The sequence below is a fragment of the Eubacterium ramulus ATCC 29099 genome (genome assembly GCF_000469345.1).
In the GTDB taxonomy this organism is placed as follows: Bacteria; Bacillota; Clostridia; order Lachnospirales; family Lachnospiraceae; genus Eubacterium_I; species Eubacterium_I ramulus.
On the sequence record NZ_KI271133.1, the window covers coordinates 31,608 to 46,630 of the forward strand.

The following is a 15,023-nucleotide window of genomic DNA, read 5'->3' on the forward strand; positions in this document are numbered from 1 at the left end:
AAGTGGGAGTCTCAACTCAGACTGAGATGAATATTTATACTTGTAAGACTCTTTGACGAGATGGCTCTGAAATTTTTAAGTATACTAAACACAGGAGGCCCCTATGGCAGTCAAACAAAAAATCCTCATCGTCGACGACGATGCCAATATTGCTGAACTGATCTCCCTCTATCTGCTAAAAGAATGCTATGATACAAAGATTGTGGAAGACGGAGAATCTGCCCTGCATGAATTTAAAACTTATCAGCCAAATCTGATTCTGCTGGATCTGATGCTTCCGGGCATCGATGGCTATCAGGTCTGCCGTGAAATCCGTACCCAATCCAACGTGCCTATCATCATGCTTTCCGCCAAAGGGGAAGTCTTTGACAAAGTGCTGGGACTGGAACTTGGTGCAGATGACTACATCATTAAACCATTTGATTCCAAAGAACTGGTCGCCCGGGTAAAAGCAGTGCTACGCCGCTACCAGGCTGTCAAACCGGAAAAAGAAGAACCGGATATCAAATGTGTCGAATACCCGGATCTGGTCATCAATCTGACCAACTATTCCGTTATGTATTATGGACAGATTATTGATATGCCGCCAAAAGAGCTGGAACTGCTGTATTTTCTTGCCTCTTCCCCGAATCAGGTATTCACCCGCGAACAGCTGTTAGACAACATCTGGGGATATGAATATCTGGGCGATACCAGGACGGTGGACGTACATGTCAAACGTCTCCGGGAAAAAATCAAAGATCACGAACATTGGGGGATTACCACTGTCTGGGGCATCGGCTATAAATTCGAACGCCGCTAGCCCTTGACCGGTAGCACTTACATATGAAACATAAGCTATTATTTAAAATGATCGGTTCCTATCTTATTTTTGCTGTGTTGGGATTTATCCTGATCTCGACCTTTACCGCACATTACAATCAGAATTATCTGGAGCAGTATTACGCTGCTGCCTTGCGCAGGGAAAGCAGTCAGATTGCAGATTCTTTCGGAAACAGCTACTATCGATCTGAGTTGACGCTGGAAGAATTTCAAAAACAGATTGCGGCTGTCAGCAGTTATCTGGATGCGGACATCTATATTGTCACCACTGGTGGTCGTGTCCTGATTACTTCTGAACAATATATCCGGCCGTCTGAAACAGAATCCATCAAAGATTTTGATATTCTGGATTTCAGTGGCAGTAATTATTCCATCGGAACTTTTTATGATCACTATGACGATGATGTACTGACGGTCTATACTCCCATTACCCGGAGTTACAAAGTAACCTGCTACGCTATCATCTGTCTTCCGCTGTCGCATATCACTACTTTACAGTATGATCTGCTAAACGGATTTTATCTGTCCCTGATTTTTCTGTTGCTTCTGGCACTGATCATTCTGCTGACATTTATTTTTGCAGTCTATCGCCCACTTCAGGTAATCATCCGGGCCGCAAGGAACTATGCCGACGGTAATTTTGACACAGCATTGGAGATGGAACGCCAGGATGAGATCGGCACACTTGCCGATACCCTGCATTTTATGGCATTGGAACTGAATGCCCTGGAAAACGACCAACACAAGTTTGTTTCCAATGTTTCCCATGATTTTCGCTCACCGCTGACTTCCATCAAAGGTTATGCGCAGGCCATGGCCGACGGCACGATTCCACCGGAACTACAGGGAAAATATCTGGATGTCATTATATTCGAATCGGAACGTCTCGAGAAACTGACCCAGAGTCTGCTGGAGCTAAACAAATATGGCACAAAGGGTACTTATCTGGATCTCTCTGTTTTTGATCTGAATGCACTGATCAAACGAACGCTTCTGATGTTTGAAGGACGCTGTAAAGAAAAAATGGTTTCCTTCCATCTGATTCTTACCGGAGAGGAACTTTATGTCAAAGCAGATAGTGCTAAAATTGACCAGGTCATGCACAATCTGGTAGATAATGCATTCAAATTCAGCCACAGCAATTCCGAGATCACCATTGAGACAACACTGCGGAACGGAAAAGTATTTGTCTCAGTCAAAGATCAGGGAATCGGGATTCCAAAGGAAAGTATCGGACGTATCTGGGAACGTTTTTATAAAACGGATGCTTCCCGTGGGAAAGACAAAAAGGGAACCGGTCTTGGACTGGCCATCGTTAAAGAAATCGTACATGCCCATCATGAAAATATCAATGTCATCAGCACAGAAGGTGTTGGTACAGAATTTATCTTTACGCTGCCTTATATCAACGTGGATACGGATTTTGTCAGCGTAGACAGCTAATGAACGCAGTCGCTTTGCGACCTGCGGTAAAGCGGACATTCGCAATCCGCTTTCGCTACTTGCTCATGAACGCAGTCGCTTTGCGACCTGCGTTCAAAAAAAGATGTGCGCTCTGTGTCATCAGAACTCACATCTTTTTATATCTTTTTATATTTTTTTATATTTGATGAATTATCTAATCCATCGTTACCATTGCTTTTTCCCGCATGGTGCGTTTTTTCTTTTTCTCTGATTTTGCAGCTGCCTTATGACTTCCCTTCTTATGATACCTAGAATCAAAAGAAATCTTTTCCAGCTGATTTAAAATCCGCTGCTGCCCTTTCTTGGGCTTTGCCATATAGACCACCACAAGGATTGCAAGCAGTACCGTCGCCACAATGGATACCTCAATATCCTGTCGTGCAGTTGCACCAATAATGGCCGCTATACAAAGTGCTGCTCCCATCCCAAGAAATAAATTGGCTGAATGCTTTTTTCCAAACTTTCCTACGATCTTACAGCCCCGCTCATCATCCTCGATCCGGCCATTGAAATAAAGTCCCAGGCTCATTCCCTTGATCTCGAATTCCTTATGATGACAGATTGTAAAATCCCTGTCATTTTTAAAATGCCCCCAGTAACAGTTTTGTTGCTGGTAGGCCCGCATATTCTGTTTGGTATCTTCCACCACTTTATCCTCCCAGGATTTTTTCCACTCCTGCGGAGTAAGGTGGCTGACAATCGTTACATTTTCCATACGTTTAAAAACAATCTTTCTAAATATTTTTACATATTCAATTTTTCTAATCTACATTTAATTGTAGAACTATTTGTAAAACGGACATTCACAATCCGTTTTCGCTACATTCTGTGGTTATTGGTTTTACATTAATTACGTTCTATTTTATGCCAGCAACGGTACCAGGAACAGGAAACCAAGTGCTGTCACAATACCGGATGCAATCAATACAATCGCACAGTAACCCATGATATCTCTTGCTCCCAGGCCAGCGATACCAAGTGCCGGAAGCGCCCAGAACGGCTGCAGCATATTTGTCCATGCATCACCCCAGGCGATACCCATAGCAGTAACTGCCGGTGTAACACCAAGCTCCAGACCGGCAGGCATCATGATCGGACCCTGAACAGCCCACTGTCCACCGCCTGACGGCACGAAGAAGTTTACAATACCAGCTGCCAGATAGCACAGTACCGGGAACGTACGCGGTGTAGAAATATTTACAAATGCTGTACTGATAGCAGATGCAAGAGATACACCATTGGAACCTACCGTAACCATCATACCCTGGATACCAGCGTAGAATGGGAACTGTAAAATGATTCCTCCTGCACTTTCTGCAGACTCTGTAATCGCTCTGACATAACTGATCGGCGTCTTATGGAACGCAATACCAAGGATCAGGAAGATCAGATTTACGATATTCAGTGATAACGCATTCAGAATAGAACCTGCATTTACAAAATAATAAATCAGATAAATTGCACCGATGACTACAACGATATAAGAAAGAACCATACTGTTCTCCAGTTTTTCAGCCGGAGTCTGATCTTTTCTTGCTTTTACTTCTGTGTTATCCGGTGCATCCTCTAATAATTTCGGATCAATAGATACAACATCCTTTGGATCCGGATGCATTTTTGCATTTACAAAAGCAACGACTACAACCACTGCCAGAACCATGATCAGGTTCCATGCTGAGAAGATTGTCTGAGAGGTCGGTACGATTTCCGTAACAGCCCCAGCAGTATTATCTACAACACCATCTGCGTTTAATGCTGTCATGCCAAGCGGAATAGATCCGGAAATACCTGCATGCCAGATAACGAATCCGGAATATGCAGCTGCAATGATCAGACGATAATCAAGTCCTTTGATCTTCTTTGCAACTTCTTTTGCAAGTAATGCACCGATGATCAGACCGAATCCCCAGTTGATAAAGCAGCAGATTGCGGAAATCACTGTAACAAAAGCCACTGCTCCTACCGGTTTTTTCGGTACTCCTGCGAGTTTGACAATAAGTTTCTTGATGGCTGGTGCATTCGCCAATGCACTACCAAGTACCAGTACAAGAGCCATCTGCATTGAGAATGCTAACAGACCCCATACACCGGAACCCCAAGCATTTGCAACCTCGATTGGGTTCATGCCGGCTACCGGCATTGCAGCGATAAATACGACGATTGTCAGAATAATACAGAAGACAAATGCGTCAGGCAGAAATCTCTGCACAAGTTTTACACAGCCATTTGTGAATTTTTTAAACATTTTCCCCACTCCTTTCAATTCACCTAACCACAAAGTATAGTATACTACTTTTTTGCTCAGTTACCAATATGTATCTGTAATTTTTTTATAAATTATTTATAGATTTTTATTATATATTACATAATTTTCCATCTTTCTTTCTATTTTTTGCCAAATCAGGCTTTTCTTTCCTCAGACTTGTATTCATACTGTTTCTGAATTATAATTTACTGGAACTAATATGTACGGAATCTATCCGTATGACAATGTAAAAGGAGTAGCAAATCTATGTCTATTACAAAATCAGAATTAATGAAACTACAAAACGGCAGCGACGTCCGTGGTATTGCCTGCGAAGGAATTGAAGGAGAACATGTCACCCTGACTTCAGAAGCAGCATATCTCATCGGACGTGCCTTTGCCATCTGGCTGTTAAAGAAAAAAAATATTGCCCCGGAAGAATGTATTGTAGGTGTCGGCACTGATTCCCGAATCACCGGTCCTGAAATTAAAAAACAGGCAATCCGCGGCATGCTTGACGAAGGCATCTATGTGTCTGACTGCGGCATGGCCTCCACACCTGCCATGTTTATGTCTATTGTTTATCCGGAAACCAGATATGACGGGGCCTGCATGATCACAGCAAGTCATCTGCCATTCAATCGGAACGGTCTGAAATTTTTTGATCACGAAGGCGGTCTGGAACATGATGATATCACAGCAATTCTTGAAATTGCATCCACACTCTCTGACAGCATGGATCCTTCTGTACTGGAGGAGCCTCTGCCAACGGATAACAACCGTTTTACAGAATTTGAACTGATTTCCTTATACAGTGCAAATCTTTGCATGAAGATCTGTGATGGTGTAAACGCAGATAATTATGATGCGCCACTGAAAAATTTGAAAATTGTTGTAGATGCCGGAAATGGTGCCGGTGGTTTTTTTGTTAAAGAAGTACTGGATGAACTTGGTGCGGATACAACCGGAAGTAACTTCCTGGAGCCTGACGGTACATTCCCGAACCATATCCCAAACCCGGAAAACAAAGATGCCATGAAGGCAATCTGTGATGCAACAGTCGCTGCAGGTGCTGATCTGGGTCTGATCTTTGATACCGATGTAGACCGTATGTCTGCTGTCTTATCTGACGGTACACCGATCAACCGCGATTCCATCATTGCAATGATAGCAGCCATCCTGGCACCGGACTACCCCGGAAGTACCATCATTACAGATTCTGTTACTTCCGATCGTCTTACCGATTTTCTCGAAAATGATCTTGGGCTGAAGCATCTGTGCTATATGCGTGGCTATAAAAACGTCATCAACAAATGTAAAGAATTAAATGCAGAAGGTATCATAAGCCCACTGGCTATGGAAACTTCCGGACATGGTTGTCTCAAAGAAAATTATTATCTGGATGACGGCGCTTATCTGGCTGTTAAACTTGTTATCGCCGTTGCAAAAGCGAAACGTGAAGGCAAAACCATTGATCACTTCATTGCAAATCTCTGCACAGAATATGCAGATCGTGAAGTACGTTTCCCGATTCTGACCGATGATTTCCACGCCTATGGTACATCTGTACTGGAAACGTTCAAAAAGAGAGCCCTTCAGTCCGGTTTTGAGCTTCCAAAATCCTATGAAGGTATCCGTATTCGCTTTAGCGGTGTCTGCACCGGCTGGATGCTGTTAAGAGCGTCTCTGCATGATCCGGTAATGGTTCTAAACCTGGAGGGACATACACCAAGAGATCTTGAAATTATCACTGGAATCGCTCAGAGTCTTGTAGAAGGATTCGACAAACTGGATTTATCTGCATTGTAATAAGCACAAAAAAAGAAGCGGTCTTGCCGCTTCTTTTTTGTGCTTATACTTCGGACAAAGTATATAAAGAGTTAGGTTTTTCTCCCTGTGGCTTCCCTTCCACACGGATAAAGGTTTGGTATTTATGTTGGTATTTGAAAATTACTGATTTAGCAGCTACATACTAGCGATATGAAGTAGCATCAAAAGTTACATCTGTTGCTGTATAAATGGAAGCAACGGTTCCACAGTGTGGGCAACGCTGACCATAACTTTTTGTAAGGTGTCCACATAAGTTGCAACGATATTTGCTGTCTGCACCTACACCTGCAAATAATGATTTTTTGTTTTCTACATTTCTCATATGACTTCCCTCCAATTCTTCTTTTCAATTATTTTCCCTGTTAATTATTTTGTACTTTCTCAAGTACATGCTTATAATATAACATATTTTTGCATCTTTCCAATAGAAAAATCATGCTTTTTAATAATATAAACTTATTAATGTGCGTTTTGTTGAGATATTACCGACTGGAAATGTGTAATGCGCATACTTTATCGAAGTATTTGAAAAGGCTTTCGTTGCATCTGCACAAGTATTATGGTTAATCAATCTTCTTTAAACTATGATACTTGTGCAAATTATCCTGATAGCAATCTTTTTGTAAGTTATCCTGATTGGTCTGTTTTTTCAATAATCAAAAAAGAAGTCATACGAAAATTTCTTTTCGTATGACTTCATGAAGTACCTCTTTAAATCTTATACTAACTCAAGAACAACTTCCATTGCTCCGTCACCTTTACGAAGACCGATTTTAACGATTCTTGTATATCCACCGTTACGATCTTTGTATTTTGGTGCGATCTCTGTAAATAATTTATCTACTAAATCAACTTTCTGAGTATCTTTCTTTTTAGCACCTGTCTCTGTTACAGGGTAAAGAACTTTCAGCATCTCTCTTCTTGCATGAAGACGGGATGGCATATCTTTCTTGATTGTTTTCTCTACTTCATCATAAACAGTAACTTTTTTACCATCTACAACTTCTTTTACTCTCTTGCCTTCGCTGTCTTTACGAGCAACTTTTGCTTTTACTGTAACTTCTTCAAAGTTATCGCACTCTTTTACAGCAGCTGCGATCAGGCCTTCAGCGACTTTACGAACTTCTTTTGCTCTAGCCTCTGTTGTAATAATTCTTCCGTTGTGAAGTAATGCAGTTACCTGACTTCTGATCAATGCTTTTCTCTGGGAAGATGTTCTTCCTAATTTACGATATTTTGCCATTTTAATAGCCCTCCATTATTGTGGTTCATCCGGCAACGCACTTTGGTCTTAGATACCGAATGTGATGCGGGGAGACGTTTCGCCTGCCCTGTTGATATTCCTCCACTCATGAATGACGACAGATTAACGCACGTCGGTCTTATATCCTCTGCCGATTAATGAGTTATATTTAAGAAAGTGTAAAATCACACCATCTCAAAATCAAAATGATTTCCGATCAATTAAAAGAATTACTCTTCGCCCTGATTAAGCTGTAAGCCTAACTCTTTTAATTTTGCCAGTACTTCTTCTAAAGACTTGCGTCCAAGATTACGAACTTTCATCATGTCTTCCGGTGTTCTGTTTGTCAACTCTTCTACTGTATTGATTCCTGCTCTCTTCAGGCAGTTGTAAGAACGAACGGATAATTCAAGTTCATCGATATTCATTTCCAGAACTTTCTCTTTTGCGTTGTCTTCTTTCTCAATCATAACCTCTGCTGTCTTAGCGTTCTCAGACAGGTCAATGAAGAGATTCAGATGCTCGCTTAATACTTTTGCTGCAAGGCTGACAGCCTCATCCGGCTCAAGTGTTCCGTTTGTATGAACATCTAATGTAAGTTTATCGTAGTCAGTAATCTGACCTACTCGTGTATTCTGAATCGTCAGATTTACACGGTCAACCGGTGTATAAATAGCATCTACCGCGATCACGCCAATCGGTGTATCTTCGCTCTTATTTTTATCAGAACTTACATAACCACGACCTTTTGTAATTGTGAGTTCCATGTATAACTTGGAATCTACGCCACCGTTTAAGTGAGCGATTACAAGATCCGGGTTCATGATCTGGATGTCCGGATCAACCTGGATATCAGCTGCGGTAACAACGCCTTCACCTTCAAATTCAATGTAAGCAACTTTAGATTCATTTGTCGGACTGGTATTCTTTAAAGCCAAATTCTTGATGTTCATGATGATTTCAGTAACATCCTCTTTAACACCTGGGATTGAACTGAACTCATGTAAAACACCATCAATCTTTACCTGACTAACTGCTGCTCCCGGCAATGAAGAAAGCATGATTCTTCTCAGGGAATTACCAAGAGTAATGCCGTAACCTCTTTCGAGCGGCTCTACGACAAATTTGCCATACTTTTTGTCTTCTGAAATTTCAGCAATCTCAATTTTTGGTTTTTCGAAATCGAACACTGTGACGTCCCTCCTTAAATTTTATAAAATCAGTGCTTCTTTTTTAAGACACAAAAATCATCCGCCTGCATGATGCCATGAAGCGTCTGATTTTTGTGCAAATTCGGCACTGCTCGTTGCCTACATGATTATTTAGAATATAACTCGACGATAAGCATCTCGTCTACCGGTACGTCGATCATCTCGCGTGTCGGTAACTCTTTTACTTCGCCTTTCAGATTCTCCTGATCAACATCAAGCCATTCCGGAACAAGACGACCTGCTGTTACCTCAAGAATATCTTTATATCTCTGAGAGCTCTTAGCGTTCTCTTTGATTTCGATTGTGTCACCAGCTTTTACTAAGTAAGACGGGATATTTACACATTTGCCGTTTACTAATACATGCTTGTGATCAACGATCTGTCTAGCTTCTTTTCTTGTTCTAGCTAATCCAAGACGGAATACTACGTTATCAAGTCTGCTCTCAAGAATTGTCATGAGGTTTGTACCAGTCATGCCTTTCATTCTATCAGCTTTCTCATAGTAGTTGTGGAAAGGTTTCTCCAGAACTCCGTAGATGAATTTTGCTTTCTGTTTTTCTCTTAACTGAAGACCATACTCAGAAATCTTCTTGTTTGCTCTTTTTGACTGTCTATTTGATTTTTTATCAATTCCTAAATAAATCGGATCCATACCAAGGGATCTGCATCTTTTAAGAACAGGTACTCTATTTACTGCCATCTCAGACTACACCTCCTAATTAGACTCTTCTACGTTTTGGCGGACGACAACCGTTGTGAGGTACCGGAGTAACGTCTGTGATACTTGTTACTTCAAGGCCGCTTGCGGAAAGAGCACGGATAGCTGCTTCTCTTCCTGAACCCGGTCCTTTTACGAATACGTCTACTGTTTTAAGACCATGAATGAGCGCTGCTTTTGTAGCAGTCTCAGCTGCCATCTGTGCAGCATAAGGAGTAGATTTTCTTGAACCTCTAAATCCAAGACCACCGGCACTTGCCCATGATAAAGCATTGCCTTCAGCGTCTGTCAATGTAACGATTGTATTATTGAAAGAAGACTGAATATGTGCCTGTCCACGTTCAACGTTTTTCTTTACACGCTTTTTAGTCACTTTCTTTGCAACTTTTTTAGCCATAATTAAACTAACCTACTTTCTACAAATTTTTGTAATCAGTATGCATTGCGGTCTGTCCTATGACATCCCTCTCTATCTCAATGCATTATTTTTTCTTGTTTGCTACTGTTCTCTTCGGACCTTTTCTTGTTCTTGCATTGGTCTTTGTTTTCTGACCACGAACCGGAAGTCCTTTTCTGTGACGGATACCACGATAGCATCCAATCTCCTGAAGTCTCTTGATGTTCATAGCAACTTCTCTTCTTAAGTCACCTTCTACAGTCTGAGACGCATCGATTACTGCACTGATTCTCTTAACATCATCATCTGTTAAGTCTTTGCAGCGGATATTAGGATCAACTTTTGCTTCTGCAAGGATACGATTGGAACTTGCAACGCCAATACCATAAATATAAGTCAAGCCAATCTCTACACGTTTTTCTCTTGGTAAATCTACACCTGCGATACGAGCCATGTGTGTTTACACCTCCATAATGATTTCGTTTTCTTAGTTACATCCTGATACATTTTATGCAGCTCCGGATTACCCGGCCTGAAATGTGTGCACAACCTGTATCAGCTGTTCATTCATGCTTCTATTATTCAGCATAGAAGCATCACAGTGTCATTTTATCTTCCGCCATGAACAGCAAAATTCAGAGGGAATCTTGCTGCAGCCGCACATCCGGAAAATTTCAGGAGACGCTATAATCCCTTCTGATTCAAACAGATCCTGTTCCAAATTGGTACTCTGTGGCAGAGTGCTCCATGGAGGAACGGATTAGCAGTTTCGCGTTGTCTCCAACCTGCTCTCATCATCTATCTAAAGAATGATTAACCCTGTCTCTGTTTGTGCTTCGGATTTTCACAGATAATTCTGATGCTTCCTTTTCTTTTAATTACTTTGCATTTTTCGCAAATAGGTTTAACTGATGATCTTACCTTCACAGCAAATCCTCCTTTCCTTAAACAAAAACACTCCATACTACAAAGCCTTTTCGTTTTGTGAATAGAAGCCAGGAAATACACATAATATTCCCTTGGTTTTCCAAAAGCGTCGATAGACATTATAGCATGGAGTATTTATGATTGCAACATTTTTTTCTGTTTTTTTTATGTTTTTTAGTTTCCACACGCCATTCATCCTTATCCATGCAGATCATGCCTTATGCCTGCATGTTAATTACCTGAATACATATGACGAGTGAACCTGCAAAATTATTTATCTCTCCAGGTAATTCTGCCCTTTGTGAGATCATATGGGGAAAGTGCAACCTTCACCTGATCTCCCGGTAAAATACGGATAAAATTTGTCCGCAGTTTTCCGCTGATATGCGCAAGTACCTGATGACCGTTCTCTAATTCTACCTGAAACATAGCATTCGGAAGTTTCTCAACAACGGTTCCGGTCATTTCAATTACATCTGCTTTAGACATGCATTTGCCTCCTGTTATTTTTATTCTGTTCTGTGTAAATTTAACGTGTTCTTACTTTTCAACATGCTTTTTATACAATTTAATGGCACGTTTTATCACCACATCATCCATTTGGTTCTGCAAAAGTTCTGCCACATCTGCAGGCAATTTTCGAATCGGCTGAATATGTCTCCGGTTTTTCCTCTTTGGCCGTGCAAGCAGCTTCAATTCTCCGTCTGCCACATATACAGCCTCAGCTTCTTCGCCGACAACCACATAATAATGTCCTTTATCATGTCCTGCCAGTGACAATGCCAGTTCTACTCGCATCCCAGTCCTCCGTTCTGCATCAGAACCCGCTCATCCTCTGTCAGTGTCAGAATCTCCGGCTCGCCATCGGTGATCAGAATTGTATTCTCATAGTGTGCAGACAGTGAGCCATCCTCTGTGATAACAGTCCAGTCATCATCGGTCCATTCCACATCATAACGGCCTGCATTGACCATTGGCTCAATAGCAAGCGTCATACCCGGACGCAGACGGATACCTCTGCTCTTCTGAATAAAATTCGGAATCTGCGGATCTTCATGCAGCTCACAACCGACTCCGTGTCCCACCAGATCTCTTACTACACCATATCCAAATTTCTCACAATATGCACCGATGGCATTGGAAATCTGATGGAGATGATTTCCTGCTTTCGCATATTTGATTCCTTCGAAGAAACTCTGTCTGGTGCGTTCGATCAGTAATCTGGCTTCCTCAGAAACTTCACCGATTGCATGAGTTCTTGCCGCATCAGAATGATATCCTTTGTAAATGCATCCCATATCAAGACTTACGATATCACCTTCCCGGATTATTCGTTTGGCAGATGGAATTCCGTGTACCACCTCATTATTGATGGAGACACATACAGATCCAGGGAAACCACCATAGTTCTTAAAGTTCGGCACGCATCCATAGCTTCGGATCATATCTTCTGCCAGACTGTCAACCTCCAGTGTAGACATACCAGCCTTCAGCTCTTTGCCAAGATCCTGATGAATCTTGGCAATAATGTGGCAAGACTTGCGGATCAATTCTATTTCACGTTCAGATTTAATCGTTACTGACATCTTATCCTCCATTCTGGAGCTTTATGCTTCTATCATTTTTACAATTTCATCGAAAACAGTTTCCATCGGCAGGGTACCATCTACTGTTTTCAGAATTCCCTGATCGCCATAATAGTCGATCAGCGGTTTTGTCTGTGCATGGTATACATCCAGACGTTTTTTTACCGTCTCCGGTTTGTCATCATCACGAAGAACTACCGGTTCACCGCAACGATCACAAATTCCAGGTTTCTTCGTTGGAATATTGACAATATGATATGTTGCACCACAATTTAAGCATGCTCGTCTGCCGGACATTCTGGAAATAATATTCTCATCCGGAACATCTACATTGACCGCATAGTCCATTTTCTCATTGCGCTCATTTAAGGCTTTTGTCAGACACTCTGCCTGCGGAATGGTTCTTGGAAATCCATCCAGAATAAATCCATTCTTACAGTCCTCCTCAGAAATACGGTCAACTACCAGATCACAGGTCAGTTCATCCGGAACTAACAGTCCCTGATCCATATATGTTTTGGCTTTCTTTCCAAGTTCTGTACCATTTTTGATATTGGCACGGAAAATATCTCCGGTAGAAATATGTGGGATTTCATATTTATCAGATATCTTCTTTGCCTGTGTTCCTTTTCCGGCACCTGGTGCCCCTAACATAATTATTTTCATTTCCTTATTTTCCTCCTCCGACTCTGAGCTCATTCCCTTATTGCTCTCTCTATTGTACAGGATTTGCTTTATTTTGAAAATATATAATTTATCTGAAGTATACAAATGGAGATACCTGTATTCCAAGTATCTCCAACTGTACATTAATCATTTAAAAAACCTTTATAATTACGAACTAACATCCGTGATTCGATCTGTTTTAAAGTTTCAATGATAACACCTACAATGATGATCAGAGAGGTACCACCGAATGAAATGGATGCATTGAATGCTCCCTCGAAGAAGATCGGAATAATCGCTACAATTACCAGGCCTACGGCACCGATAAAGATAATGTAGTTCAAGATTTTTGTCAGATATTCACTGGTCGGTTTACCTGGACGGATGCCCGGGATAAATCCACCCTGTTTTTTCATATTGTCTGCAATTTCCAATGGATTAAATGTGATGGATGTATAGAAATATGCAAATGCAATTACTAATACAATATATACAATTAATCCAATAGAGTAAATCGGCTCCTTGAAATCGCACCAGTTGGACTGATTTAACATTTTAAGAATCGTACCGCCAACTCCGTTTCCACCAGACTTACCAAGCAGCTGCATGATAATCAATGGGAACATGAATAAGGACTGAGCGAAGATAATCGGGATAACACCAGCTGTATTCACTTTTAAAGGAATATAGGAGGACTGTCCGCCAATCTGTTTTCTGCCCTGTACTTTTCTGGAATACTGAACCGGAATTCTGCGCTCAGCCCCCTGTAATGTTACAGTCAGTACAGTTACTGCAATAATGATTGCAATAATGATTGCAAGATTCAGTACCTGGAATGCAATTTCTTTTCCTTTTACAAACTGTTCAAATAACAATGTAAGATCCTGCGGAATTCTGGAGATAATATTGATCGTCAAGACAATAGAAATACCATTGCCGACACCGTTCTCCGTAATTCTCTCACCGATCCACATGATTACTGTGGAACCGGCTGTCAACGTTACGACTGCAGTAATAATATTTAATGCATTATACTCCAGAAGCAGTCCGCTTTTACCAAATCCGATAGCCATAGCCAGGGACTCCATTAAAGCAAGTGCAACTGTAAGATAACGTGTGATCGCAGTCATCTTTTTACGTCCTTCTTCACCATCTTTCTGGAGTTCTTCCAGTTTCGGAATTGCAATCGTCAGAAGCTGGATAATAATAGAAGACGTAATATATGGAGTGATATTTAATGCAAATACCGACATCTTCTCGAAAGAACCGCCGGTAATTGCATCAAAAAATCCGAAAGCGCTGCCTGAATTGCCTGAAAACCATTCCGAAAAATAGCTTCCATTTACTCCCGGAATCGGAAGCTGTGTACCGATTCGTACCACTACTAACATGAGCAGGGTATAAATAATACGGCTTCTGATTTCCTTGAGCTTAAATGCGTTACGGACTGTTTCGAACATTAGATCACCTCTGCATTTCCGCCAAGTGCCTCAATTTTCTCTTTTGCAGATGCACTGAAAGCGTTTGCCTGAACTGTAAGTTTCTTTGTCAGTTCACCGTTTCCAAGGATTTTAACACCATCTCTTGGGTTTTTAACGATTCCTGCCTCGATCAGAGTATCTACAGTAACAACTGTATCATTCTCAAATCTCTCAAGTGCAGAAACGTTTACAGAAACGATCTCTTTGGAGTTTCTGCAAGTGAATCCTCTTTTCGGGATTCGTCTGTATAATGGCATCTGACCACCTTCAAAGCCTGGTCTTGGAGCTCCGGAACGAGCTTTCTGTCCTTTATGGCCTTTACCTGCTGTCTTACCATTTCCTGAACCGTGTCCACGGCCTCTTCTGAAGTTATCGCTGTGTTTTGAACCTTCTGCCGGTCTTAAGTTTGATAAATCCATCGTGGCGCCTCCT

The 15,023-nt window shown here is 41.4% G+C and carries 18 protein-coding genes; 3 read left to right on the plus strand and 15 right to left on the minus strand.

Annotated elements, in window-relative coordinates; translation table 11 throughout:
* Positions 1-103 precede the first annotated feature (103 nt).
* Together HMPREF0373_RS08705 and HMPREF0373_RS08710 are read left to right on the plus strand one after the other, a co-directional pair.
* Positions 104-802 (plus strand): response regulator transcription factor, encoded by a 699-nt coding sequence (locus tag HMPREF0373_RS08705; RefSeq protein ID WP_021739323.1) that lies wholly within the window; start codon positions 104-106, stop codon positions 800-802.
* 23 nt (positions 803-825) lie between these two features.
* Positions 826-2,265, plus strand: a complete 1,440-nt coding sequence (locus tag HMPREF0373_RS08710) for a sensor histidine kinase (RefSeq protein ID WP_021739324.1) — start codon at positions 826-828, stop codon at positions 2,263-2,265.
* A gap of 175 nt (positions 2,266-2,440) precedes the next feature.
* On the opposite strand, the gene HMPREF0373_RS08715 is transcribed toward HMPREF0373_RS08710, so the two are convergent.
* Together HMPREF0373_RS08715 and HMPREF0373_RS08720 are read right to left on the minus strand one after the other, a co-directional pair.
* Entirely contained in the window at positions 2,441-3,001 is a 561-nt protein-coding gene (locus tag HMPREF0373_RS08715; RefSeq protein WP_021739326.1) for a hypothetical protein, read from the minus strand.
* A gap of 147 nt (positions 3,002-3,148) precedes the next feature.
* Positions 3,149-4,531, minus strand: a complete 1,383-nt coding sequence (locus HMPREF0373_RS08720; RefSeq protein WP_022036677.1) for a short-chain fatty acid transporter — start codon at positions 4,529-4,531, stop codon at positions 3,149-3,151.
* 267 nt (positions 4,532-4,798) lie between these two features.
* Between HMPREF0373_RS08720 and HMPREF0373_RS08725 the strand changes: the two genes are divergently transcribed.
* Positions 4,799-6,340 carry a phosphohexomutase domain-containing protein gene (locus HMPREF0373_RS08725; protein WP_021739328.1) on the plus strand — a complete coding sequence of 514 codons (1,542 nt, stop codon included), beginning with the start codon at positions 4,799-4,801 and terminating at the stop codon, positions 6,338-6,340.
* A gap of 163 nt (positions 6,341-6,503) precedes the next feature.
* On the opposite strand, the gene HMPREF0373_RS08730 is transcribed toward HMPREF0373_RS08725, so the two are convergent.
* The 13 genes from HMPREF0373_RS08730 to rplO form a co-directional block, all read right to left on the minus strand.
* On the minus strand, positions 6,504-6,683 hold the full coding sequence (locus tag HMPREF0373_RS08730; protein ID WP_021739329.1) for a hypothetical protein: 180 nt from the start codon (positions 6,681-6,683) through the stop codon (positions 6,504-6,506).
* Between the two features lie 396 nt (positions 6,684-7,079).
* Positions 7,080-7,604, minus strand: coding sequence for a bL17 family ribosomal protein (locus tag HMPREF0373_RS08735; protein WP_021739330.1), 525 nt, complete (start codon positions 7,602-7,604; stop codon positions 7,080-7,082).
* A 230-nt stretch (positions 7,605-7,834) separates the two neighbouring features.
* Entirely contained in the window at positions 7,835-8,794 is a 960-nt protein-coding gene (locus HMPREF0373_RS08740) for a DNA-directed RNA polymerase subunit alpha (protein ID WP_021739331.1), read from the minus strand.
* 128 nt (positions 8,795-8,922) lie between these two features.
* Positions 8,923-9,516 (minus strand): 30S ribosomal protein S4, encoded by a 594-nt coding sequence (rpsD, locus tag HMPREF0373_RS08745; RefSeq protein ID WP_021739332.1) that lies wholly within the window; start codon positions 9,514-9,516, stop codon positions 8,923-8,925.
* Between the two features lie 19 nt (positions 9,517-9,535).
* Complete coding sequence (rpsK, locus tag HMPREF0373_RS08750; protein ID WP_021739333.1) at positions 9,536-9,931, minus strand: 30S ribosomal protein S11; 396 nt, start codon at positions 9,929-9,931, stop codon at positions 9,536-9,538.
* 85 nt (positions 9,932-10,016) lie between these two features.
* A complete protein-coding gene (rpsM, locus tag HMPREF0373_RS08755) occupies positions 10,017-10,385 on the minus strand; it encodes a 30S ribosomal protein S13 (RefSeq protein ID WP_021739334.1) in 369 nt (122 codons plus the stop codon).
* Positions 10,386-10,744: 359 nt separating this feature from the next.
* Complete coding sequence (rpmJ, locus tag HMPREF0373_RS08760; RefSeq protein ID WP_003022746.1) at positions 10,745-10,858, minus strand: 50S ribosomal protein L36; 114 nt, start codon at positions 10,856-10,858, stop codon at positions 10,745-10,747.
* A gap of 270 nt (positions 10,859-11,128) precedes the next feature.
* A complete protein-coding gene (infA, locus tag HMPREF0373_RS08765; RefSeq protein WP_021739335.1) occupies positions 11,129-11,347 on the minus strand; it encodes a translation initiation factor IF-1 in 219 nt (72 codons plus the stop codon).
* Positions 11,348-11,398: 51 nt separating this feature from the next.
* Positions 11,399-11,656 carry a KOW domain-containing RNA-binding protein gene (locus HMPREF0373_RS08770; RefSeq protein WP_021739336.1) on the minus strand — a complete coding sequence of 86 codons (258 nt, stop codon included), beginning with the start codon at positions 11,654-11,656 and terminating at the stop codon, positions 11,399-11,401.
* Entirely contained in the window at positions 11,647-12,444 is a 798-nt protein-coding gene (gene map, locus HMPREF0373_RS08775; RefSeq protein WP_044963598.1) for a type I methionyl aminopeptidase, read from the minus strand. Before map ends, HMPREF0373_RS08770 begins: the two co-directional genes overlap by 10 nt.
* Before the next feature lie 21 nt (positions 12,445-12,465).
* Entirely contained in the window at positions 12,466-13,110 is a 645-nt protein-coding gene (locus HMPREF0373_RS08780) for an adenylate kinase (protein ID WP_044963602.1), read from the minus strand.
* A gap of 143 nt (positions 13,111-13,253) precedes the next feature.
* A complete protein-coding gene (secY, locus tag HMPREF0373_RS08785) occupies positions 13,254-14,570 on the minus strand; it encodes a preprotein translocase subunit SecY (protein WP_021739339.1) in 1,317 nt (438 codons plus the stop codon).
* Positions 14,570-15,010, minus strand: a complete 441-nt coding sequence (rplO, locus tag HMPREF0373_RS08790) for a 50S ribosomal protein L15 (RefSeq protein ID WP_021739340.1) — start codon at positions 15,008-15,010, stop codon at positions 14,570-14,572. The genes secY and rplO overlap by 1 nt, the downstream gene beginning before the upstream one ends.
* Positions 15,011-15,023 lie beyond the last annotated feature (13 nt).